Here is a 22,558-nt window from a genome sequence, read left to right on the forward strand (position 1 = left end):
GCCCGAAGAGGCCGGCGAACACGGCACGGGAACCCCTGCCGCGAACGGCACGGCGAACGGCACGGCGAAAGCGCCACGGAACGCCGTCGCGAATCCGGCCCGGACGCCGGCCGCCCCGGCAGGGACTTCCGCGACGGCACACCGGGGCCCCGCCCTTTCGCATGCCGGGTGGCGGTGGCGGGGTGACGAAACCGGCGGGGCCGGGCCCGGCCCGCTGTGCGCAGGCCGTCCCGGCGCCGCCGGTGAAGTGACGTACGGCCGCGTGGCGCGTCCGCGTGTCAGGTCCGCGAAGGTCCGTGGCTCAGGCGGGCTTCCCCGCCCCGGGCAGCGGGCCGTCCTGCCGGACCGGCTCGGCCGTCCGTTCCGTCCGCGTCTCCTTGCGCCGCTGCCGGCGGCTCTGGCGCGGTTCCTGGTCGGGCAGCCAGCCGAAGGCCAGGCTGCTGCCCACCGCGCCCATCAGAAGGCCGATGACGAAGCCGCCGATGTTGGACGTGAGCCAGGTGCCCAGGGAGAGCAGGATGGCGATGATCGAGTAGAACAGCCGCTGGGTCGGGTTGAAGAGGATCAGCAGACCGCAGACCACCATCAGGGTGGGCAGGAGGTAACCCGCCAGGCCCTGCATACCCACATGAAGGATCACCGGCAGCGGCGCCTTCATGGTCACGAGTATCTCGGCGCCGCCCAGGACGAGCAGCACGCCGCCCGCGAAGGGCCGGTGGCCCCTCCACTCCCGGAAGCGGTCCCGCCACTGGGTGGAGGTCATTACTTGCAGCCCTCGCTCGAGAAGCTCATCTTCAGGCCGGGGAGCTTGAAGACGGCCGCGGTTGCCGCGTAGTTGTGCTGATACAGGTTCTTGATGACGACCGTGTCGGCCTGCTGGCCGTAGACGCCCGCGGGACCCTGGATCGGGACCTTGTCGAAGGTGCTGGAGTCGCGGCCGATCTCGATGTTGTTGAACTCGGCGTCGCCCGAGATCTCGTCGGAGTCGATGGCCAGGTTCTTCACGCTCACCGGGGTGGATCCGCCGCCGGCCCTGAGGATGAGCTGGATGCCGCCGAGGTCGACGCTCTGGCACATGTTGGTGATCTTGCCGTTCTTCACGACCGAGGTGACGACCAGGACCTGGCCGCCGGTGTCGCCCTGGTTGGGGCTGTTCTCGATCATGTTGTCCAGGCCGCCGAACTGGGCGAAGCCCTCGCCGTCGAGCCGGTCGGCGGTGACGACGAAGGGCATCCCGGAGATCGCGAACTGGACACCCAGGGCGCCCTGCGCGGTGAGGACCGCGAGCCCCGCGGCGATGAAGGTGGCGGGCACCGCCATGACGGCGGCCCGGCGCAACCGGACCCGGCCGCGTCTCGTTGCGGAACCGCTTTCGGGGTTTTCAGGGGTGTGGTCGGCGGACGCATTGACGTCCGGGGACGAGGCCATGTCTGCTCCCATGCGCTTGGTCATGCGGGTTGGGCTTCAGTGGCACGTTGTCCTGGCGCGGACAGCGGCTGCCGCGCATGTCCCTCGCGGCTCCCGGAAACCGCAAGGGCTTTCTGGGTTACGCAGCAGTAGCCGACGAGGAAGTTACCGATGGTTACACCAGCCGGTCAAGGGAGATGTGGAAAAAGAGTGTTCATTATGTGCCGCCCGCTGATCGCCTGCCCGCGGGCTCTTCCGCATATATCTGTCGAGCCATCAACTTTGTTGCAGAGCCTTGACGTTGACTGAGCATCAGGTCTACAACTCTCCCTGGCTCAGCCGGGATCCGTGGCGCCGGATCCGCAGCGCGGCGACACCGCCGCGCTCCCGGACGCTTTTCAGCCAGTACGGGCCACTCGGTCCCGAGCTCGATCCCTCCACGGCACCGGTACGGCCGCTTCCCCCCGCGGGCCCGTGACCGGTCGCCCCTCACCGCCCGGCCCGGCCGGAGTCACTCGCCAGTGCCTCCGACCGGTCACCGGCCGGCCGCCGTTGCCGGTCCGTCACGTACGGAGAAGGCGTCACGGGCCGGCGACGGCGGATGCCGATCAGCGTCCCCCTCTGTCGCGACCAGCGACGCGCCCGGTTCACCCCCCACCAGCCAAACCCCCCGAACCAACCCCCACTTGAGAAAGAGGCACCCGCATGCTGCGCTCCCGCTCCCTCCTCGCCCTCGCAGGCACCGTCGCCGCCCTCTCGCTCACCGCCGTCACGCCGGCCTCCGCCGCCGGTGCGGTGCTGACGACCGCCAACGGCGACGTCGCCGTCGGTGACGTCCTCAACGCCTCCCTGGCCAGCGGCACGACCGCCACGCTGTACTCCAGCGCGACCGGCACCAGCGGTGTCTCCTGTGCCACGTCCGGGTTCAGTGCCACCGTCACCGACAACCCCACCGCGCCCGGCACCGCCACCGAGTCGCTCACCGCGCACACCTTCAGCAACTGCACCGCCAACGTCGTCGGCGTGCTCGGCGTCACCAGCATCACGGTCAACAACCTCTCCTACACCACGAGCGTCTCCTCCGACGGCACCGTCAGCGTGACCCCGCCGAGCGGCTCCACCATCCAGACCACGGTCGTGCTGCGCACCCTGCTGGGCAGCATCAACTGCGTCTACCAGGCGCCCAGCCTGACCGGCGCGGCGAGCAACGCCGACAACAGCATCACCTTCACCAGCCAGCAGTTCACCAAGTCGTCCGGCTCGTCGCTCTGCTTCGCCAACGGATTCTTCACCGCCAAGTACGCCCCGGTGACCGACGCGGGCGCGGCTGTCACCGTCAACTGAACACCGTCACCCACCGCTGAACACCGTCCGCGCGGCTGATCGGCCGACGCACAACCGGGGTCCGTGCGAACGGAGTTCAGCGTCGACGCAGACGCGCGACGAGGGCGGCGCCGCCCGTGAGCAGCAACACCGCCGCGGCGCCGCCCGCCAGCATGGGCGCGGACGGCCCGGAGCCGGTCCCGGTCGTGGACGCCACGGGGGTGCTCTCGGGACCGGCCGCGGCGTCCTCGGCGGGTGCGGCGCCGGACGCGGCCGCCACCGACGGAGCGGCCGACGGTGAGCTCGGCGCCGTGCTCGCGGATGCCGAGGGCCTGGCCGAAGCGGGCGCCTTCGTCGTCGGGGCGCTCTCCGGCTCGCTTGGTGAAACCGCTTCCGGGAACACGACGTCCGAGCACGAGTAGTAGGTGTCCGGCGTGCTGCTGTTCTGCCAGATCGTGTACAGCACCTGACGACCCGTCCGGTCGGCCGGCAGCTTCGCCGTGAGGTGGTAGGCGCCGTCCGTCAGTGCCGGGTCCTTGACCTCGGCGAACGGACGCGTCGGCAGGTCGGACCAGGTGAGCGGTTTCGACGGGTCGTACCCCGGCTTCGTCAGGTACAGCTTGAACGTGCCGGTGTGCGCGATCGTCGAGGCGTACGTCATGCGCAGCGTCCCGCCCGGGGTGAGCCGGGTCGACGGCCAGTCGGCGCGGGCGAGGTCGAGTCCCTTGTACGCGGACAGGCCGCCGCTGCACAGCCGCCCGTCGGGAATGGTCTGCCGGTCGCGGCCGTTCACGTTCGCCACCCGGAGGTTGTCCCACGCGGCGAAGGAGGTGCCGCCCGCGTCGACGGCCGCCCGGCAGGCCGCGGTCCTCGCGTCGGCCCCGCCCTCGGGGGAGCAGGCGTACACGCGGCTGACCGGATCGGTGGGGGCGCCGTGCGCCTGGGCCGGTCCGGCGGCCCACAGGCCCAGCAGGAGCGGGCTCACGGCGGCGGTCGCCAGAGCTGCGGTGCGGTGTGCGGTCGTGCGGGGCATCGGGGACGTCTCCTCGGCCGGCGCGGGAACGGTCTGCTGTGAGTACGGGAATGCGGTCCGGCGCGTTCAGCGCGCCGTCCGGTGGCGGTCGCGCCCTACGCACACGATCAAATCGGGCGCTCGATGGCTGATCTTGTTCGTCGAGGGTTGGATTTTGGCCGGATCGAGGGTTTCCCCTGTATCCGGATGGCTGATCCTTTGCCTATCGTTCCTGCACAGCCGACCCACAGGTAACCCCGACGGGGTCGGTCCCCGCGCCTGGCCGGCCTTTCGCGCTGCTCTTCGATGCACCCCCCGCCGCTTCCCCGCCGAAGCGAATCGACCGCCGCTCCGCCCTGCCCGGAGTCGGTTACGAAAGGCACGCCCTTGCGCACCTCACCCGCCCTGAGACGGAAGCTGATATCCGTCGCCGCGACCTCCGCGGCCCTGCTCACCGCCGCGTCGACGGCCTCGGCCGTCGCCGCCCAGGAAACCGTTTCCCAGGGTTCCGCCGCCCCCGCCGCCCAGACCGAGGCCGCGCCCGGCACCCCGGCCGAGCGCCTCATCGTCGGTTACAAGTCCGGTGCCGCCGAAGCCAGGTCGAACCCGGCCGCCGAGGCCGACGCCGCCGCCAAGGGCGAGGAGACCGGCGAGGACGTCGACTTCCAGCGCCGTCTGGGCACCGGCGCCGCCCTGGTCGACCTGGGTGACGGCCTCACGGAGGCGGACGTCGCCGACGTGGTCGCCCGGTACCGGGAGGACCCGCAGGTCGCCTATGTGGTCCCGGACCGGCTGAACAAGCCGAAGGCCGACCCGAACGACACCGAGTACGGCAAGCAGTGGGACCTGTTCGAGTCCACCGCCGGTATGAACGTGCCGGGCGCCTGGGCCACTTCGACGGGCACCGGCGTCACCGTGGCCGTCATCGACACCGGTTACGTCGCGCACACGGACCTTGCCGCGAACATCGTCGGCGGCTACGACTTCATCGCCGACACCGCGGTCTCCGTCGACGGTGACGGCCGCGACAGCAACCCGGCCGACCCGGGCGACTACTACGCCGCCAACGAGTGCGGCTCCGGCGTCCCGGCGAGCAACTCCTCCTGGCACGGCACCCACGTGGCGGGCACCATCGCCGCCGTCACGAACAACAGCAAGGGTGTCGCGGGCATCGCGTACGGCGCGAAGATCTCCCCGGTCCGGGTGCTCGGCAAGTGCGGCGGTTACGACTCCGACATCATCGACGCGATCACCTGGGCGTCCGGCGGCACCGTTTCCGGTGTTCCCGCCAACTCCAACGTCGCCAAGGTCATCAACATGAGCCTGGGCGGCGACGGGGCCTGCACCTCGGCGACGCAGAGCGCCATCACCGCCGCCGTGAACCGCGGCACGACCGTCGTGGTGGCCGCCGGAAACGAGAGCGACAACGTCGCGAACCACTCGCCGGGCAACTGCAACAACGTCATCTCGGTCGCGGCGACCAACCGCACCGGCGCCAAGGCGTCCTACTCCAACTACGGCTCCCTCGTGGACATCTCGGCGCCCGGCGGCCAGACCAGCACCGGCACCGCGAACGGCATCCTGTCCACCCTGAACTCCGGGACCAAGACGCCGTCGAACGAGTCGTACGCCTACTACCAGGGCACCAGCATGGCCACCCCGCACATCGCGGGCCTGGTCGCGCTGGTCAAGTCGGCGAACTCCGCGCTGACCCCCGCACAGATCGAGACGGCCATCAAGAACAACGCCCGGGCCCTGCCCGGCGCCTGCTCCGGTGGCTGCGGCGCGGGTCTGGCGGACGCGGCCAGGACGGTGCAGGCGGTGAGCGGCTCCGGCGGCTCCACGGGGGGCACCACCTTCACCAGCACGACCGTGGTCCCGATCCCGGACAACGGTTCCGCCATCGAGTCCTCGATCACCGTCAGCGGCCGCACCGGCAACGCCCCGAGCGCCCTCAAGGTCGGTGTCGACATCACCCACACCTACCGCGGCGACCTGGTGATCGACCTCGTCGCGCCCGACGGCACGGCCTACCGGCTGAAGGCGGCCAGTTCCTCGGACTCCGCCGACAACGTCAGCACGACCTACTCGGTGAACGCTTCCGGTGAGACCGCCAACGGCACCTGGAAGCTGCGTGTCCAGGACACCGCGGCGCAGGACACCGGCAAGCTCAACAGCTGGCAGTTGACGTTCTGAGGCAACTCGCTTCTCGCCGGTTCCCACGAGCAGGGCGGGCCGGCCGGTGTGGATGGACACCGGCCGGCCCGCCCGCTGCCTTTTTCGGCCTGTTTCCGGCGCAGCCTGTCCGGCCTGTTTCCGGTGCAGCCTGTTTCGGCCTGTTTCCGTGCGGTGCCGTGGGTCGGCTCCGGCGTCATCGGCAAGTTCCCTTCGGCGGTTACGAGTTGCCTGTGTGTTTCCAGCCGTTTCCCCGGAAAACAAACCGGCCGCCTCGCACATGAATGCCGCCCGAGAGGTGTGATCCACAGGGCTCCGTGGGAACCTCGATATGCGGTGACACGTGTCGCTCGGGTGTTCCGGTGCCCTGTCCGCAAGGTGCTCACAAGCGGAAACCGCACAGCCCGTCTCTTTCGAGCGAGGCTCGATTATGCCCCCGGTATGTTCTCTGTGGGAGGCTTCCGTGGCAGGCCCGCGGTGGCGTGCAAGTCGGTGGAGGGCAGGGGGCGTCGGCGGTCTGTACTCCCGTGGCCACTACAGGCGTACTGTGAGCTATTGTGTACGGGGAGTAAGAAAAAACGGCATGACCCGTTCGTTACCGGCCCGGGAGAGTACCAGTCGATGGCGAGGCAGTTACGCGCCGAACAGACCCGCACGACGATCATCACGGCCGCCGCCGATCTGTTCGACCGGCACGGCTACGAGTCGACAAGCCTCAGTGACATCGTCGAGCACGCCCATGTCACCAAGGGCGCCCTCTACTTCCACTTCGCGGCGAAGGAGGATCTGGCGCACGCCATCATGGAGTTGCAGTCCTCGGCCTCGCGCCGGATCGCCGGCGAGATCGACGATCGTGGCTACGCCTCGCTCGAAGCCCTGATGCGCCTGACGTTCGCCCTGACGCGGTTGTCGGTCGAAGGCCCGATCACCCGGGCCGGACTGCGCCTCGCCACGGGGGGAGTGGCGGTACGGCCACCCTTGCCGCATCCCTTCGCGGAGTTGCTGGACCTGATCTCCCGGCGGCTCGGCGGTGCGCTCAAGGAGTCCGACATCCATCCGGACGTCGACGTCGACGCCGTGGCGCACTCCCTGGTCTGCTTCTTCGTCGGCACCCGGGTCGTCGGCCGCTCCCGTGAACCCGCCGGCCGGCTGCCCCGCAGGATGGCCGAGATGTGGCACGTCCTCATCCGCGGCCTGGTACCGGTACCGCGCCGGCCGCGCTACCTCAGCCTCGCGGCGCGGCTGGAGCGGGAGATCATGGCCGTCGTGTGAGGGGCTCGGGGCCCGCGCGGGCCGTGGTGCGGGTGACGGTCGGCCCGAGCGGTGTGCCTCCGGGATACGGTGAGCCGCATGTCCGACACCCCCGCGCCGCCGGTGATCCTCGGCGACGAACCCGGCTCGTTCCCCCACGGCGTCCTGGCCGAACGGCATCCGGCGATCATCCAGACGGTGCGGGAGGCGTTCCCCTACGGTCCCGACATCCACCGGAGACTGGACGCGCTGCTGGACAACTGCACCAAGGGCGTGATCGAACCGCTCTCCTCGGGCGCGCCCGACCGCGACCGGTGGCGGAACTGGGGACTCGACACGTACGCCGGCCGATCCTGGTTCGACGTGCCCTGGCTGTGGTCGGAGAGCTACTTCTACCGTCAACTCCTCGACGCTGTGGGCTACTTCGGTCCCGGGCCCTGGCAGGGCATCGATCCGTTCCGCCCCTTCAAGCTCGCCGAGCTCGACGCGCCCGAGACCGGCGAGGAACTGGCCGTGCTCGACACCATCGAGGACCGCCCGGTCGACGAACGGGCCCGCGCACTCCTGCACGGGTCACTCTGGGGCAACCGTGCCGACCTCGGCTTCCGGCTGTCCGACGTCGAGGCGGAGAAGCGGGCGGCGGTGCCGGGGCTGGTCGCCGACGACAGCGAGAAGCTGTGGTCGCTGCTGCCGGTGGCGGACCCGGACACGTATCCAGCGGACAGGTGTACGGACCCGGGTACGGAAACCGGTTCCCGCGCCGATGCCGATGCCGGTACCCGTACCGGTACCGGCGCAACTGCCGATGGCCGCGCAGGCACCGGTAACGGCACCCTGTGCCTGGTCGCCGACAACGCGGGCCGGGAGCTGATCCCCGATCTCCTCCTCGCCGCCCACCTGCTCGCGCACGGGCGGTGCCGCCGCGTCGTCCTGCACGTCAAGCCGTACCCGTACTACGTCTCCGACGCCACGCCGGCCGATGTCGTCGACGCGCTCCGGAAGCTGACGGCGGCGCCGGGAGCGGCCGCCGACTTCGGCCGGCGGCTCTGGGCGGCCATGGCCGACGGCACCCTCACGGTGCGGGCCCACCCCTTCTCCGCCGCCCCACTGCCCTACGCCGCGATGCCGGACGAACTGCGAGCCGAATTCGCCGCGGCCTCCCTGACGATCGTGAAGGGCGACCTCAACTACCGTCGCCTGGTGGGCGACAGCAGGTGGGACCCCACCACCCCGTTCGCCGATGTCACCGCCTGCTTCCCCGGCCCCGTCGCGGCGCTGCGCACGCTGAAGTCCGACGTGATCACCGGCCTGGACGCCGCGACGGAGGCCGCCCTGGTCGCCGCCGAGGGGCAGCGCTGGCGCACCGGAGGGACGCACGCGCTGATCCAGGTGAGGGAGTGACACCCGCGGGCCGGCCGGACGAAGAGGCGGAACCCGTCGTCGGGGTCTTCGGGGTCTTCGGGGTCGTCGCGGTCGTCGAGGTGGGCGGGGTCGTCGGGGTTGTCGGGTCGGGCCCGGGGCGGGCACCGAACTGCAGGGCGAACGCGACCGGAGCGCCGGCCGTGGTCCGCCCGCGTCGACGGCGCTGATCGACCGCGACCGACGACGATCGGGCAGGTGGCGTGCGGGTGGCGTGCGGGTCGCGCCGACGGATGCGCCAAGTCCCTTACGGTGCACGGCATCCGGCGTGATTCACGCGATGGTGTGATCATGTGCCGCCCCGCGGATGGTGGCGCGGGCCCCCGGGTAGGGCCCGGCCATGACGCAACCGTTCGAACTCCCGCACTTCTACATGCCGCACCCCGCGCGCCTGAACCCGCACGTCGAGGAGGCGCGGGCCCACTCGACGCGGTGGGCGCGCGACATGGGCATGCTGGAGGGGTCCGGGATCTGGGAGCAGGCCGACCTGGAGGCGCACGACTACGGCCTGCTCTGCGCCTACACCCACCCCGACTGCGACGGTCCCGCGCTGTCGCTGATCACCGACTGGTACGTGTGGGTGTTCTTCTTCGACGACCACTTCCTCGACATGTTCAAGCGCACCCCGGACCGGGCCGCCGGCAAGGCGCACCTGGACCGGCTGCCGCTGTTCATGCCGCTGGACCTGTCGACGCCCGTGCCCGAGCCGCGGAACCCGGTCGAGGCAGGCCTCGCCGACCTGTGGACGCGCACGGTGCCGGACATGTCGCAGGACTGGCGACGCCGTTTCGCCGTGGCCACGGAGCACCTGCTCAACGAGTCGATGTGGGAGCTGTCCAACATCAACGAGGGGCGGATCGCCAACCCCGTCGAGTACATCGAGATGCGGCGCAAGGTGGGCGGCGCGCCGTGGTCGGCGGGGCTCGTGGAGTACGCGACCGCCGAAGTCCCCTCCGCCGTAGCCGGGTCGAGGCCGCTCAGGGTGCTGATGGAGACCTTCTCCGACGCCGTGCACCTGCGCAACGACCTGTTCTCCTACCAGCGCGAGGTGGAGGACGAGGGCGAGAACAGCAACGGCGTCCTCGTCCTGGAGACGTTCTTCGGCTGCACCACCCAGGAGGCCGCCGACACCGTCAACGACATCCTCACCTCCCGCCTCCACCAGTTCGAGCACACCGCGTTCACCGAAGTGCCCGCGGTGGCCCTGGAGAAGGGCCTCACCCCCGACGGGATTCTCGCGATCGCCGCCTACACCAAGGGCCTGCAGGACTGGCAGTCCGGCGGCCACGAGTGGCACATGCGCTCCAGCCGCTACATGAACAAGGGCGCCGCCTCCGGCGCCCCCTGGCAGAGGCTGACCGGTCCCGGCACCTCCGCCGCCGACGTCGGCGCGCTGCTCGCCTCGGCCGCCGCCGAACGCCTGCGGGCGTACGCGCACGTGCCGCACCAGAAGGTCGGCCCGTCGCTGCTGCCCGACTTCCACATGCCCTTCCGGGTGGAGCTGAGCCCGCACCTGGAGGCGTGCCGCCCGCGTCTGACGGCCTGGGCGCACCGGACGGGCATCCTGGAGGAGGGCGTCTGGGACGAGGACAAACTCGCCGCCTACGATCTCCCGCTGTGTTCGGCAGGCCTCGATCCGGACGCCACCGCGCAGGAGCTCGACCTCAGCGCCCAGTGGCTCGCCTGGGGCACCTACGGCGACGACTACTACCCGCTCGTCTTCGGCAATCGCCGCGACCTGGCGGCCGCCCGCCTGACCACGGCCCGGCTGTCGGCCTGCATGCCCGTCGACGGCGAGGCGGCGCCCGTCGTCCCCGCCAACGCCATGGAGCGCGGCCTGATCGACCTGTGGCTGCGCACCACCGTGGGCATGACCCCCGACCAGCGGCGCACCCTGCGCGAAGCGGTCGACGTCATGACCGAGAGCTGGGTGTGGGAGCTGTCCAACCAGCTCCAGAACCGTGTCCCCGACCCGGTCGACTACCTGGAGATGCGCCGCGCCACCTTCGGCTCCGACCTCACGCTGAGCCTGTGCCGCATGGGCCAGGGCCCCGCCGTGCCGCCCGAGGTCTACCGCAGCGGAGTCGTCCGCTCGCTGGAGAACGCGGCCGTCGACTACGCGTGCCTCACCAACGACGTCTTCTCGTACCAGAAGGAGATCGAGTACGAGGGCGAGATGCACAACGCGATCCTCGTCGTGCAGCACTTCTTCGGCTGCGACTACCCGGCCGCGCTCGGCATCGTCCACGATCTGATGACCCAGCGCATGCAGCAGTTCGAGCATGTCGTCGCGCACGAACTACCCGTCCTCTACGACGACTTCGACCTCTCGCCAAAAGCGCGCGAGGCGATGGGGCACTACGTCGCCGACCTGCAGAACTGGCTGGCCGGCATCCTGAACTGGCACCGCGAGGTCGACCGCTACAAGTCCGCGTACCTGGCCCGCCGCACCCACGGCTTCGTGCCGGACGCCGCCCCGCCGGTGCCCGTCCCGCGCCTGCCGGTCTCCGCGCCCTCCTACGGCTGACGCGCCTGCCGGTCTCCGCGCCCTCCTACGGCTGACGCGCCTCGCGGGAGGCGTGCTCGACCGCGGCTCGCGCCAGCGCCCGGACGATCGGGTGCGGGCGCGAGCCGTCGCCGGACAGCTCCGGCTGGAAGAGGGAGGCCAGGAAGAAGGGGTGCCCCGGCAGTTCGGCGATGCGGACCTGGCCGTTCTCGTCGTGGCCGGAGAACCGCAGACCCCCGGCGCGCAGGGAGTCCAGGTGGCGGGAGGGCCCGTAGGCGCAGAAGTAGCGTTCGACCGTGCGCTCGGAGCCGATCACGGACTGGGCGAGCGACCCCGGCTCGATCCTCACGACCCCCTCGTGGCCGACCAGCGAACAGGCCAGGGGCTCGATGAGCAGATCGTCCGCGTCGGGGTCGTTCTCGGCGTGCGCCGCCCGCGGCAGTCCGCAGACGTGACGGGCGTACTCCAGGAGCGCGTGCTGGAAGCCGCCACAGGTGCCGAGGAACGGGATGCCCTCCTCGCGCGCCGTGCGGATCGCGGACAGGACACCCGCCTCGCTGCGGTAGGGGCTGCCCGGCACCACCCAGACCGCGTCGAAGCCACGCACCGCGCCCTCGGCCTCCGCCTCCTCGGACGGGATCCAGTAGGCGTCCAGGACCAGCCGGTCCCGGGCGGCGAGCGCGTCCACCAGGAGCGGGAGGCGGGTGTGCGAGACGACGTTCGGGGAGCGGTCGCCGACCAGGGCGACCCTGGCGATACGAGCTGCGGTGTCGGTCATGCCGTTCATCCTGGTCGTGGCACGGACTTCACGTCCAACGATGATTCCTGCACCCTCGATAAGCAGAACTGATGCGGCCTGCGACCCTGGGCGCATGGATCCGCATCTGCTGCGCACCTACGTCGCCGTCGCGCGCCTCGCCTCCTTCTCCGAGGCCGCCCGGGAACTCGGCTACACCCAGTCCGCCGTCTCCCAGCACATCGCGGCCCTCGAACAGGACCTCGGCGCGCCGCTGCTCACCCGCCGGCCCGTCCGCCCCACCACGGCCGGCGAGCGGCTGCTCGAACACGCGGGGCCGCTGCTGCTGCGTCTGGACGCGGCCCGCGCGGACGTCGTCCGGATCGCCTCGGCGCCCGCGCACGGGCTGACGCTGGCCGGCTCGCCGACCGCCCTCGGCCCGGCCGCCCTCGCCGCGCTCCCGCCCGCGGGGGTGACACTGCGGGTGCTCGGCCGTGCCGACGTCTGCGCCGCCGTCGCCGACGGCACGGCCGACGTGGGCCTCGTCGACGGCCTGGCCGCGCCCAGCGACCCGCTCCGGCTGCCCGACGTCGCGCCGCTGACCACCTACGGCGTCGGCGAGGAGGAGGTCCGTGTCCTGCTGCCCGCCGGCCACCCCCTGGCCCGGCGCGGCGGCCTGCGCCTCGGCGACCTCGCCGACGCGCGCTGGCTGGACGCCCCCGACGCCGGCCTGCCGCTGCCCCAGCTGCGGGCCGCGAACGGCGGCCACGGCTTCCGCCCCGCGCTGCGCTACGACGGCACCGACCTCCGCGTCCTGACCGCCCTGGTGGCCGCCGGGCACGGCCTCACCCTGCTGCCCCGCTCGGTGGCGGCCGCCGTGCCGGGCGCGGCCGCCGTCCCGGTCACCGGGCCTCGGGTCGTGCACCGGATCGAACTCGTGTACGCGGGTGCGCCGTCGGGCGCGGCCCGGACCCTGGTGGAGGCGCTGTCCACCCGACCGTGACCGGCGGCGCGGCCGGCTCGTACCGCTCCTGACCCTGGGTCAGTCTCACTCGTTCGTGGCTCGTGGTGCGCCGGTGCGCCGGGTAGAGCACCAGCCGGAGGCGATCCATGGAACAGACAGCGTTGCGTCCCAAGCCCCTGCCCGGATCCGAGTCCGGCGGCGTCACCGGGCCGGGCGGCCAGGGCCGGCGCCCGCACGCCGCGCGCCGCCGCGGCCGACGGCTGACGACCGCGCTGTGCGGCCTGTTCGCCGGGACCGTCCTGGTCCTGTCCGGCGTCGGGCTCGGCACCGTGGGGGCGACCGTGATCGGCATGAGCAGGCTGGCCGAACTCCAGCGGCAGACGGGGCCGGGCGGACCCGGCGCGGCGGCCGCGGCGTCCACCCCGGCCCGAACGGGCCCGGCCGAGCGGGACGGTTCGCCCGGCACCGCCACGGCGTCCCCGCGCCCGCCGGACGCCACCCTGGGCCTGGAGGCGGTGGACGCGGAGCAGACGGGCGCCGAGATCGTCGCCGTCCACGTCCCCGGCCCCGGCTACACGGCGGGCCTGGTCCGCGGCGACGTCCTGCTGAAGTTCGGCGGCACCAGGGTCGGGTCGGCGACGGATCTCGCCCGGGCGGTCGACGAGGCCCGCCCCGGCAAGGCGATCAAGGTGACGGTGCGTCATCGAGGCGGCGGATACGGAAGGCTGACGGTGATGCCCGGCGTCGTCACGTGAGCGGACCGCGACGTGGCCGCCCCCACCGCGGGTCCGCCGGCGCCCGGCCGCCGCGCCGCCGCCGGGGGCGGATCACCGGCCGAGACGGACCCGGCCACCCCAACGTGACCACCCTGCCGACCTCCCTTCCGGCCTTCCTGGGCGCCTGCACCCTCGCCGCCGCCTCACCCGGGCCGAAGCGCCGTCCTCGCCGCGCTCCGGGCGGTCTACGAGATCGGCCACCACGGTCCGTACGTGTGGTGCGTGGGCCGGATGAAGACCGTCCTGTCCCGGGCCCGCGCACGCCGTCGCCTGGAACAGGTCTCCGGCGGCGTCCTGCTGCTCCTCGGCCCGCGGATGGCCCTGGACGGCCGACCCGGGCCGGTCGCCCGCCCGAAACCCGCGTCGACCGGCTCGCGCGACCCCCGCGGTACGGGCAGGATGCTGCCCGTGGCCATCACGTCAGCATCAACACGTCCGTCACACGTCAGTCGCCACGTCCTGTCTGGGAGGCCCGGATGACCGGCACCGCCACCGCGCCCTTCACCGCCGACGACTACCGGGCCCGCATGGAGAGGGCCGCGCGCGAGGCCGCGGGCGCCGGACTCTCCGGACTCCTCGTGGCGCCCGGACCCGACCTCGTATGGCTCACCGGATACGCCCCCACCGCCGCCACCGAACGGCTCACCCTGCTCGTCCTCGCCCCCGGCCGGGACCCGGTCCTCGTCGTGCCGACGCTGGAGGCCCCCGACGCCGCGAAGGCCGCCGGCGCCCCGGCGCTCACCCTGCGGGACTGGACCGACGGCAAGGACCCCTACGCCGTCACCGCCGCGCTCCTCGGCACGAGCGGCCGTTTCGGGATCAGCGACAACGCCTGGGCGATGCACCTGCTGGGCCTCCAGAAGACACTGCCCGCCACCTCCTACGCCTCGCTCACGGAGGCCCTGCCGATGCTGCGCGCCGTGAAGGACGCGGCGGAGCTGGAGCTGATGGCGGCCGCGGGCGCCGCCGCGGACCGGACGTTCGAGGAGATCCGGAAGGTTCCCTTCGCCGGGCGCAGGGAGACCGAGGTCGGCGCCGACCTCGCCGCGCTGCTGCGCCGGTTCGGGCACTCCCAGGTCGACTTCACCATCGTCGCCTCCGGACCGAACGGCGCCAACCCGCACCACGAGGTCGGCGACCGGGTCATCGAACACGGAGACATGGTCGTCCTGGACTTCGGCGGCCTGAAGGACGGCTACGGCTCCGACACCTCCCGCACCGTGCACGTCGGCGAACCCACCGAGGAGGAGCGCCGGGTCCACGACCTCGTGCGCGAGGCCCAGGAGGCGGGCTTCCGGGCGGTCCGGCCGGGCGTCGCCTGCCAGGAGGTCGACCGGGCGGCCCGCGCCGTCATCGCGGACGCAGGCTACGGCGAGTACTTCATCCACCGCACCGGCCACGGCATCGGCGTCACCACCCACGAGCCGCCGTACATGATCGAGGGCGAGGAGCGGCCGCTCGTGCCCGGCATGTGCTTCTCCGTGGAGCCCGGCGTGTATCTGCCGGGCCGGTTCGGTGTGCGCATCGAGGACATCGTCACCGTCACCGAGGACGGCGGCCGCCGTCTCAACGACACCACCCGCGAGCTGGTCATAGTGGACTGACCCGCCTCCAGGAGTTCCCGGCACCCATCCGAACGGCAACGGCGCGACCATGACCCAGGCACCGACACCCACCGCGGACACCGTCCGCCGACTGGTCCGCGCGCTCCTCGACGAGGGCGGCGCGAGCGGCTCCGGGCCCGAGGTCCGGCCCGTCGTCGCGGGCGGCCCGTCCACCACCTGGTGGGTCGGCACCCGCCACGTGCTGCGCCTCGCGACCGACCGTGAGACGACCCTGCGGCGCCGCCGCGAACTGCGCCTGCGCGACCTCGTCCGCCCGCACGTCCCGGTCGCCGTACCCACCAGTGTCGCGCACGGCGAGTGGTCGCCCGGGCTGATGTACACCCTCGACACCAAGCTGCCCGGCGGCACCGCCGAGGAATACGACGTGTCGGCCGTCGGCGAGGCCGACCTCGCCGGACTGCTCCGGGGGCTGCGCGAGGTGCCGCCCCGGCAGGCCGAGGCGCTGGGTGTGCCGCGCACCGCCCCGCGCTCGCTGGAGGCGCTGCGGCGGATGGCGGTGGCCGCCGCCGGACGCCTCGCCCGCGCCGACGAGTTCGACCCGGCCCGCCTCCAGCAGCTCACCTCGCCCGGCGCGGCCCAGCTCGCCGCCCAGCCCGGCACCGCCGTCCTCGTCCACCACGCCCTGTGGGGCGAGCACCTCGTGGTGAGCGCCGACGGCCGGGTGCGCGGTGTCCTCGACTGGACCGGCGCGGTCCTCGGGGATCCCGCCGAGGACATCGCCGGACTCGCCCTCGCCGTCGGCTCCGGCGCCGCCGTCCGCGCCGCCACCCTCGCCGGTTACGGAGCCCGCCCCTGCCTGCGTGGCCTGTGGCTCGCCCGCTGCGACAGCGTCGTCCGCCTCGCGGAACGACTCGACGGCCGCACCACGGGCCCTCACGGCGCCGAGGCGCTCACCCTCCCGCGGGTCCGGCTGGGACGCGCCTGGGAGGCGATCCTGCTGGAGCGGGTGACGGAGTTCCGCGAGGAGGGTGAGGACGGGGCGGAAGACGAGGAGTGAGGGGACGGGGGAGAGAGGACGGGGGAGAGGCGAGGGGGACGGGGGAGAGGCGACGGGGGAGAGGGCCCGCGGAGCAGGCGCGGGCGAAGGGGACGGCGGCCCCCTCCACCGGGTCTGCCTCAGTCCTGCTCCAGCACCACGCACGACTCGCCGGGCACGTGCAGCAGTCCGTCCCGGCCCGGCACGTCCACCGGGTCCCAGGTGACGAGGACGCGGGCCGGACGCGGGCCCAGGGGGATCGCGGCCGGCTCCTTGCCGAGGTTGACGGCCACCCGGACGTCCCCGCGCCGGAACGCCAGCCAGCGCGCCCGCGCGTCGTAGGCGACCTTGATGTCGGCCAGATCCGGATCGGTGAGGTCCGCGGTCGCGTGCCGCAGTGCGATCAGCTCGCGGTACCAGGCCAGCACGCGCGCGTGGGGCTCGCGTTCCGGCTCCGACCAGTCCAGGCAGGATCGCTCGCGCGTCGCCGGGTCCTGCGGGTCGGGCACGTCCTCCTCGGCCCAGCCGTGCGCCGCGAACTCCCGCCGCCTGCCCCGCCGGACGGCCTCGGCGAGCTCCGGGTCGGTGTGGTCGGTGAAGTACTGCCAGGGCGTGCCCGCCGCCCACTCCTCGCCCATGAAGAGCATCGGCGTGAACGGCGCGGTCAGCGTCAGCGCGGCCGCGCAGGCCAGCAGGCCGGGGGAGAGGGAGGCGGAGAGGCGGTCGCCCTGGGCACGGTTGCCGATCTGGTCGTGGGTCTGGGCGTATCCGAGGAGCCGGTGCGCGGGCAGACGGGTGCGGTCCAGCGGGCGGCCGTGGTGCCGGCCGCGGAAGCCGGAGTAGGTGCCGTCGTGGAAGAAGCCGCCGGTGAGGGTCTTGGCGAGCGCGGCGAACGGGGCGCGCGCGAAGTCGGCGTAGTAGCCCTGGGACTCGCCGGTGAGCGCGGTGTGCAGGGCGTGGTGGAAGTCGTCGTTCCACTGCGCGTGCAGGCCCAGGCCGCCCGCCCGGCGGGGCGTGATCAGCCGCGGGTCGTTCAGGTCGGACTCGGCGATCAGGAACAGCGGCCGGCCGGTCTCCGCGGCGAGGGCGTCCACCGCCGTCGACAGCTCCTCCAGGAAGTGGCACGCGCGCGTGTCCGCCAGCGCGTGCACCGCGTCCAGCCGCAGCCCGTCGAGCCGGTAGTCGCGCAGCCAGGCCAGCGCGCTGCCCAGCAGATAGGCGCGCACCTCGTCCGAGCCGGGCGCGTCCAGGTTGATCGCGGCGCCCCATGGCGTGTGGTGCGTCTCCGTGAAGTACGGGCCGAACACGGGCAGGTAATTGCCGGACGGGCCCAGGTGGTTGTGCACCACGTCCAGGACGACGCCCAGGCCGAGCGCGTGGGCCCGGTCGACGAACCGCTTCAGCGCCTCGGGACCGCCGTACGGCTCGTGCACCGCCCACGGCGACACCCCGTCGTACCCCCAGCCGTGCCGGCCGGGAAACGCGCACAACGGCATCAACTCGACGTGGGTGACGCCGAGTCCGGCGAGATGCCCCAGGCGCTCCGCGGCCGCGTCCAGCGTGCCCTCGGGGGTGTAGGTGCCCACGTGCAGCTCGTACAGGACCGCGCCCGGCAGCGGTCGGCCGGACCACTGCGTACGCCACTCGTACCGGGCCTGGTCGACGACCGCGCTGAGCCCGTCCGGGCCGTCCGGCTGACGGCGCGAGCGGGGGTCGGGGCGGACCGGACCGCCGTCCACCGCGAATCCGTACCGCGTGCCGTCCGCGGCCTCCGCCTCACCGGTCCACCACCCCGCCCGCTCCGGATCGCGCTCCAACGCGCGGGTGATGTCGTCGCACTGGAGCGTCACACGTTCGGCCTGCGGTGCCCACACCTCGAACTGCACGGACGGTTCCCCTTCGTCTGCTCACCGTGATGTAGCGCGTCGGGTCCATCGTGCTCCACCGGAGATCAATCCGCTTTTGGAACACTCCCATTGGCGGCACGCGGGCGGGCCGGGCGTTTTCGCTTCTTCTGGACACCCGGGGCGCGCTGACCGAGAATCGGCACCGTGACGTCGTCTTTCGAGTTCAACACGTACCCCGCGCGGTTGTCCGACGTGGAGCGCGACCGGGCGCTGAAGGTGCTGCGTGACGGCGTCGCCATGGGGCGACTGTCGCACGACACGTTCATCCGGCGCATGGAGCTGGCTCTCGTCGCCCGACGCTCCGACGAACTGGCCGTCCTCACCGCCGACCTGCCCCGGGAGAGCCGCCTCTCGCGGGCCGTCTTCGGCACCGTCGAGGCGGTCTCCGGCTTCTCGGTCCGGCTGCGCAGGGCCTGGCAGGCCGAACGGCTGCCCAAGCTGCTGCTGCCGCACCCCGGCACCGAGAGCGCGCTGCGCATCGGCCGCGACCCCGCGAGCGGTCTCAGGCTGACCCACGACAGCGTCTCGCGCGTGCACGCCGAACTGCGCCGCCAGGGCGGGATGTGGGTGCTGCGCGACCTCGGCTCCACCAACGGCACCACGGTCAACGGACGTCGGGTCATCGGTGCGGCCGTGGTCCGCGAGGGCGACCAGGTCGCCTTCGGCCGTATGGCGTTCCGCCTCTCGGTGAACTGACCGACCCACTGCACCGACCCGTCGGCCGGCGTGCTCCGCCGGGCGGCTCGCTGCGCGGAGCGGTCCGTTCCGCCGACGGGCCGGACCGACCGCGATCCGCAGAAGGGCCGGACCGACCGCGTTCCGCCGAGGGGCCGGATTCCTCCCGGCCGGCGCTCTGCCGCACCGGCTCGCCCTGCCGTGCCACCGGATCGCCCCGACCGCCGACCTCGTACATGCTGGGCCGACTGCCGACTGCCGACTGCCGACTGCCGACTGCCGACTGCCGACTGCCGACTGCCGACTGCCGACTGTTGCCCGCTGCCCGCACCGGACAGCCACTCCGCGCGGGGCGCCGTCGACCCGTCGGCGCGGACGATCCGTCGGACCGAATCCGGCCTGCCGAACCGTGGTGTCCCGGCGGGCCGACAGGACCCTCCAGGGCGCCCGGGTCGCCACCGTTCGCTCAAGTCCCCATACCTCACGCGGTGTTGACGTACCCCCGGCTCATGACTCACTGTGCGTACACCAGACACACCAGGTGAACCGACGGCGCCGCCCTGTGGGAGGTGTGCCCTGCCGCCCCTCCTCCGCTATCCGACCGTGGACGAACTCGCGGCCCGTGCGGCCGCGCTCGCCGTCCGTGGTTCCGGAGACGTCCGGCTGCGCCGCGTCGGGGTCTCGCGCGCGGGCTCGCCGCTGTGGCTGCTCTCCGTCGGCCGGGGTGCCCGCCAGGCCCTGGTCGTCGCCGGACCGCACGCCAACGAGCCCGTCGGTGGCGCCACCGTCCTGCGGCTGGCCGAACGCGTCCTCGCCGACCCGCGGCTCACCGTCGGCGCCGACGCCACCTGGAACCTGCTGCTCTGCCTCGACCCCGACGGCCTGCGCCGCAACGAGGGCTGGCTGACCGGCCCCTACAGCCTCGGCCGCTACTTCCGTCACTTCTTCCGGCCCGGCTTCCTGGAACAGCCCGAATGGCTGCCCGACGGCGCGGCCGCCGCCGCGCTGCCGGAGACCCGTGCGCTGCTCCGGCTCCAGGACGAACTGAAACCTTTCTTCCAGTGCTCGCTGCACGGCGTCGACGTCGGCGGAGCCTTCGTGGAACTCACCCGCGACCTGCCCGGACTCTCCCGGCGGGTCGCCCACGCCGCCGCCCGGCTCGGCATCCCCCGCGAACTCGGGCCCTACGACACCCTGTACTGGCCGCGCCTGGGACCCGCCGTCTACCGGATCCCGCCACCGCGGCCGCGTGATCTGGCCGCCGCCATCACCGAGGCCGCCGTCGAGTCGACCTGGTACCACCCGCACCGGCACGGCACGGTCACCGCGGTCGTCGAGGCGCCCATGTGGGGCGTCGCCGCCGTCGAGGACGGCTCCCCGCCCGCCGACCGGGACGCGGTACTCCGTACGGTCAGCTCTGCCCTGCGCCATGACGCACAGTTGCTGGAACGTATCCTCGCGCGGGTGCGGCCCCACCTCGCCGGTGCCCCCGACGCGGCCCGTCTGCTCGCCCCGGTCGACGACTATTTACTGGTCTGCCCCGGTCTCGCGAACGCCTGGGACCCCGCCACCGCCGACTCCGCCCGCCCGCTGCCCTCGCTCAGCACCGCGCATCTGACGGCCCTGCGCATCGCGGGCCGCCGGATCGCCGTCCGGACGGCGGGACTGCTGCACCAGCTCGTCACCGGCACCGGAAGGGATCCGGCCGGCGCGCTGCCGGAGCTGGACGCGCTCATCGACGCGTGGTGCGCCGACTACCAGGAGGAGTGCGGGGCGCGCTGGATTCCCGTCGCGCGCCAGGCGGAGTACCAGGCGCGGGTCGTGTTCGCCGCGTTCGAGCTGGCCGGACGCCGGGCCGCCGAGCTCGCGGGTGCCCGTTCGGGTGAGTCGGACTGGGGTGCGCAGCCGACCGTGCCGATGCATCGGGAATGACGTACTTCCGCACCTGTCTCCGGCCGGCGAAAGCCGTACGACGCGCGCTCCCTGCCGCGGCCGCCCTCCTGCTCGCCGTCGGCGCCGCCCCGGCCGTCGCGGTCTCCCACGACGCCCTTCCCGGCAACTGGCTCCAGCTCACCGTCACCCGCGGCGACTCCCGCTCCAGCGACACCCGAGGCACCCTGCTGCTGTGCGACCCGCCCCAGGGTCACTCCCGCGCCGCGGAGGCCTGCGACGTCCTGGCGCGGGCCGACGGCGACGTCGGCGCCCTCACCGGGGACGGCAGCCGCATCTGCCCGCTCGTCTACGCGCCGGTCACGGTCCGCGCGGAGGGCCGGTGGAACGGGCGCCCGGTCGACTACGAGCGCACCTTCGGCAACGACTGCGAGCGGGAAGCGCTGACGGGGGCGGTATTCGCCCTGGACGACCAGGAGGTGCCCGAGGTCTGACCCGGCCGGGACGGCCGCGGGCGCACGCGCCGGCCCGCGGCCATCGCCACCGCCGCGGCCACCGCCGCCGCCACCGGCCTGTCCGTCGTCGCGGCCCGTTCCGCCACCCCTGATGCCGTCCCTGATGCCGCCCCGATGCCGCCTCTGATGCCGCCCGTCAGGCCGCCCGTTCGCGCGCGTGCAGGGCCGCCGCGACGACCGTGCGGGACTGGTGCTCGACCTGGTGCTCCAAGGGCACCCAGCGGGCCCGGAAGCGACAGGCGAAGGCGTCGCTCCAGGTCTCGACGAGCTGTTCCAGACGCGGGGCGGCGTGGTCGTCGCTCTCCTGCAGGACCCGCCACAGCATCGCGGCAGCCCGCAGGGGCAGCCGGCGGGCGAAGGCGTCCACGCTGCCGACGTACGCCATCGTCGTGTCGGCGGGCGGGGTGTCCGTCCAGTCCGCGGCCAGCCCGGGCACCAGCTCCAGCGCCCACTTCGCCGCCCGCAGCAGCGGCCCGTCGACGCCCTCGAGCCGCGGCAGCGCCTCCACGAGCACCCGCTCCACCTCCGTGGTGTCCCGCAGCAGCCGCCGCGCCAGCCGCCGTATCGCCGCGGCCGGGGCGGGATGCGGGGCGGGGTCGTCCACCATGTCGCTCGCCCACATCGGCACCTCCACCACCGCGGTCAGACCGCCGTAGCGATGGGCGTGGTACCAGGTGCTGTGCCGCGCGTCGTCGGGCATGCTCGGGTACGCCGCCCCTGTCCCGACGGCCGGCATCACGTGCACGCCGGGCCCGGACGCGGGCCAGCCCGCCGCGTCGGACGCGCCCGTCTCCACCGGGATGTGCAACTGGGCCGCGGACTTGACGAACGGCTCGGCGAGACCGGGGATGTCCTTGGTCAGCTGCACCCAGCTGCCGCCCAGATCGGTGCCGTGCAACGTCACCTGCAGGTAGGGCCGCAGTTCGTCGATGACCCGGGTCAGCGCGCGTGTCTCGGGAGGCAGCCGGTCCGGCGGCAGCACGGCGGGGGACCACTCCGGCTGCTCCGGACCGGCGGGCCGGAAGAAGCCGAGGTGGTACTCCAGCAGGCTGCGCGGCGCCGGGGTCACATGCAGGCTCGCCCCGTCGGGGTCCGCGCACAGCAGGAAGTGCCAGGACGTTCCGTCCCGCAACTCCCGCTCCTGTATCACCCGTTCGGCGAGGGCAAGCAGTGTCGAGCCCCCGGTCGGCTCGTTGGCGTGGGCGCCCGCGACGACGAGCACGGCCCGCCGGGCGTGTCCCACGGACAGCAGGTGCAGGGGGCGGCCCGCACGGGAGACCCCTACCTGCCGCAGCACGCACATCCCGGGCTGGAACGCGGCCAGCGCCCGGACGGAAGACGTCAGTTCGGTCACCGTGGGGTAGCGCAGCTCCGGCAGGAGACTCACCCCCGTATAGGTCC

18 protein-coding genes and 1 pseudogene are annotated in these 22,558 nt (G+C 73.0%); 13 read left to right on the forward strand and 6 right to left on the reverse strand.

Going from position 1 to position 22,558, the window contains the following annotated elements; genetic code table 11:
* Window positions 1-301: 301 nt before the first annotated feature.
* Both ASD48_RS34790 and ASD48_RS34795 read right to left on the reverse strand, forming a co-directional pair.
* Window positions 302-763 (reverse strand): DUF6114 domain-containing protein, encoded by a 462-nt coding sequence (locus ASD48_RS34790; protein WP_057605851.1) that lies wholly within the window; start codon window positions 761-763, stop codon window positions 302-304.
* Window positions 763-1,428, reverse strand: coding sequence for a DUF6230 family protein (locus ASD48_RS34795; RefSeq protein WP_057606104.1), 666 nt, complete (start codon window positions 1,426-1,428; stop codon window positions 763-765). Before ASD48_RS34795 ends, ASD48_RS34790 begins: the two co-directional genes overlap by 1 nt.
* 687 nt (window positions 1,429-2,115) lie before the next feature.
* On the opposite strand from ASD48_RS34795, the gene ASD48_RS34800 reads away from it, so the two are divergent.
* On the forward strand, window positions 2,116-2,751 hold the full coding sequence (locus tag ASD48_RS34800) for a hypothetical protein (protein WP_057606105.1): 636 nt from the start codon (window positions 2,116-2,118) through the stop codon (window positions 2,749-2,751).
* A 76-nt stretch (window positions 2,752-2,827) separates the two neighbouring features.
* Here ASD48_RS34800 and ASD48_RS34805 read toward each other — a convergent pair whose 3' ends face one another.
* On the reverse strand, window positions 2,828-3,763 hold the full coding sequence (locus tag ASD48_RS34805; protein ID WP_057605852.1) for a lytic polysaccharide monooxygenase: 936 nt from the start codon (window positions 3,761-3,763) through the stop codon (window positions 2,828-2,830).
* A 366-nt stretch (window positions 3,764-4,129) separates the two neighbouring features.
* Between ASD48_RS34805 and ASD48_RS34810 the strand changes: the two genes are divergently transcribed.
* The 4 genes from ASD48_RS34810 (at window position 4,130) to cyc2 (ending at window position 11,114) form a co-directional block, all read left to right on the forward strand.
* Window positions 4,130-5,938, forward strand: a complete 1,809-nt coding sequence (locus ASD48_RS34810; protein ID WP_057605853.1) for a S8 family serine peptidase — start codon at window positions 4,130-4,132, stop codon at window positions 5,936-5,938.
* Window positions 5,939-6,538: 600 nt separating this feature from the next.
* Window positions 6,539-7,189 (forward strand): ScbR family autoregulator-binding transcription factor, encoded by a 651-nt coding sequence (locus ASD48_RS34815; RefSeq protein ID WP_057605854.1) that lies wholly within the window; start codon window positions 6,539-6,541, stop codon window positions 7,187-7,189.
* 78 nt (window positions 7,190-7,267) lie between these two features.
* Window positions 7,268-8,569 carry a damage-control phosphatase ARMT1 family protein gene (locus ASD48_RS34820; protein ID WP_057605855.1) on the forward strand — a complete coding sequence of 434 codons (1,302 nt, stop codon included), beginning with the start codon at window positions 7,268-7,270 and terminating at the stop codon, window positions 8,567-8,569.
* 358 nt (window positions 8,570-8,927) lie between these two features.
* Window positions 8,928-11,114 (forward strand): germacradienol/geosmin synthase Cyc2, encoded by a 2,187-nt coding sequence (gene cyc2 / locus ASD48_RS34830; RefSeq protein ID WP_057605857.1) that lies wholly within the window; start codon window positions 8,928-8,930, stop codon window positions 11,112-11,114.
* A 25-nt stretch (window positions 11,115-11,139) separates the two neighbouring features.
* Here cyc2 and ASD48_RS34835 read toward each other — a convergent pair whose 3' ends face one another.
* Window positions 11,140-11,871: a hypothetical protein gene (locus tag ASD48_RS34835; protein WP_057605858.1), complete on the reverse strand. Its 732-nt coding sequence runs from the start codon at window positions 11,869-11,871 to the stop codon at window positions 11,140-11,142.
* A 94-nt stretch (window positions 11,872-11,965) separates the two neighbouring features.
* Between ASD48_RS34835 and ASD48_RS34840 the strand changes: the two genes are divergently transcribed.
* The 5 genes and pseudogenes from ASD48_RS34840 (at window position 11,966) to ASD48_RS34855 (ending at window position 16,191) form a co-directional block, all read left to right on the forward strand.
* Complete coding sequence (locus ASD48_RS34840; RefSeq protein WP_057605859.1) at window positions 11,966-12,832, forward strand: LysR family transcriptional regulator; 867 nt, start codon at window positions 11,966-11,968, stop codon at window positions 12,830-12,832.
* A 107-nt stretch (window positions 12,833-12,939) separates the two neighbouring features.
* Window positions 12,940-13,548 carry a PDZ domain-containing protein gene (locus ASD48_RS34845; RefSeq protein ID WP_057605860.1) on the forward strand — a complete coding sequence of 203 codons (609 nt, stop codon included), beginning with the start codon at window positions 12,940-12,942 and terminating at the stop codon, window positions 13,546-13,548.
* Window positions 13,549-13,734: 186 nt separating this feature from the next.
* A pseudogene (locus tag ASD48_RS45805) lies at window positions 13,735-13,896 on the forward strand (LysE family translocator); the annotation flags it as partial.
* A gap of 149 nt (window positions 13,897-14,045) precedes the next feature.
* Window positions 14,046-15,173 carry an aminopeptidase P family protein gene (locus tag ASD48_RS34850; RefSeq protein WP_057605861.1) on the forward strand — a complete coding sequence of 376 codons (1,128 nt, stop codon included), beginning with the start codon at window positions 14,046-14,048 and terminating at the stop codon, window positions 15,171-15,173.
* A gap of 49 nt (window positions 15,174-15,222) precedes the next feature.
* Window positions 15,223-16,191, forward strand: a complete 969-nt coding sequence (locus ASD48_RS34855; RefSeq protein ID WP_057605862.1) for an aminoglycoside phosphotransferase family protein — start codon at window positions 15,223-15,225, stop codon at window positions 16,189-16,191.
* A gap of 119 nt (window positions 16,192-16,310) precedes the next feature.
* On the opposite strand, the gene treZ is transcribed toward ASD48_RS34855, so the two are convergent.
* Window positions 16,311-18,056: a malto-oligosyltrehalose trehalohydrolase gene (gene treZ, locus ASD48_RS34860; protein ID WP_057605863.1), complete on the reverse strand. Its 1,746-nt coding sequence runs from the start codon at window positions 18,054-18,056 to the stop codon at window positions 16,311-16,313.
* A 165-nt stretch (window positions 18,057-18,221) separates the two neighbouring features.
* On the opposite strand from treZ, the gene ASD48_RS34865 reads away from it, so the two are divergent.
* From ASD48_RS34865 to ASD48_RS34875, 3 genes are all read left to right on the forward strand, one after another.
* Complete coding sequence (locus tag ASD48_RS34865; protein WP_057605864.1) at window positions 18,222-18,773, forward strand: DUF1707 and FHA domain-containing protein; 552 nt, start codon at window positions 18,222-18,224, stop codon at window positions 18,771-18,773.
* Window positions 18,774-19,355: 582 nt separating this feature from the next.
* Window positions 19,356-20,684 (forward strand): M14 family zinc carboxypeptidase, encoded by a 1,329-nt coding sequence (locus tag ASD48_RS34870; RefSeq protein WP_199876111.1) that lies wholly within the window; start codon window positions 19,356-19,358, stop codon window positions 20,682-20,684.
* Window positions 20,681-21,136 carry an SSI family serine proteinase inhibitor gene (locus ASD48_RS34875; protein ID WP_057605866.1) on the forward strand — a complete coding sequence of 152 codons (456 nt, stop codon included), beginning with the start codon at window positions 20,681-20,683 and terminating at the stop codon, window positions 21,134-21,136. The genes ASD48_RS34870 and ASD48_RS34875 overlap by 4 nt, the downstream gene beginning before the upstream one ends.
* Before the next feature lie 157 nt (window positions 21,137-21,293).
* On the opposite strand, the gene ASD48_RS34880 is transcribed toward ASD48_RS34875, so the two are convergent.
* Window positions 21,294-22,544, reverse strand: a complete 1,251-nt coding sequence (locus ASD48_RS34880; protein ID WP_057605867.1) for a M14 family zinc carboxypeptidase — start codon at window positions 22,542-22,544, stop codon at window positions 21,294-21,296.
* Window positions 22,545-22,558 lie beyond the last annotated feature (14 nt).

This window comes from Streptomyces sp. Root1310 (assembly GCF_001426425.1).
In the GTDB taxonomy this organism is placed as follows: domain Bacteria; phylum Actinomycetota; class Actinomycetes; order Streptomycetales; family Streptomycetaceae; genus Streptomyces.

Coding starts and splice junctions, on each gene's coding strand:
- ASD48_RS34790 (WP_057605851.1), bottom strand. CDS start 763: ATGACCTCCACCCAGTGGCGGGACCGCTTCCGGGAGTGGAGGGGCCAC.
- ASD48_RS34795 (WP_057606104.1), bottom strand. CDS start 1,428: ATGGCCTCGTCCCCGGACGTCAATGCGTCCGCCGACCACACCCCTGAA.
- ASD48_RS34805 (WP_057605852.1), bottom strand. CDS start 3,763: ATGCCCCGCACGACCGCACACCGCACCGCAGCTCTGGCGACCGCCGCC.
- ASD48_RS34815 (WP_057605854.1), top strand. CDS start 6,539: ATGGCGAGGCAGTTACGCGCCGAACAGACCCGCACGACGATCATCACG.
- ASD48_RS34820 (WP_057605855.1), top strand. CDS start 7,268: ATGTCCGACACCCCCGCGCCGCCGGTGATCCTCGGCGACGAACCCGGC.
- cyc2 (WP_057605857.1), top strand. CDS start 8,928: ATGACGCAACCGTTCGAACTCCCGCACTTCTACATGCCGCACCCCGCG.
- ASD48_RS34835 (WP_057605858.1), bottom strand. CDS start 11,871: ATGACCGACACCGCAGCTCGTATCGCCAGGGTCGCCCTGGTCGGCGAC.
- ASD48_RS34840 (WP_057605859.1), top strand. CDS start 11,966: ATGGATCCGCATCTGCTGCGCACCTACGTCGCCGTCGCGCGCCTCGCC.
- ASD48_RS34845 (WP_057605860.1), top strand. CDS start 12,940: ATGGAACAGACAGCGTTGCGTCCCAAGCCCCTGCCCGGATCCGAGTCC.
- ASD48_RS34850 (WP_057605861.1), top strand. CDS start 14,046: ATGACCGGCACCGCCACCGCGCCCTTCACCGCCGACGACTACCGGGCC.
- ASD48_RS34855 (WP_057605862.1), top strand. CDS start 15,223: ATGACCCAGGCACCGACACCCACCGCGGACACCGTCCGCCGACTGGTC.
- ASD48_RS34875 (WP_057605866.1), top strand. CDS start 20,681: ATGACGTACTTCCGCACCTGTCTCCGGCCGGCGAAAGCCGTACGACGC.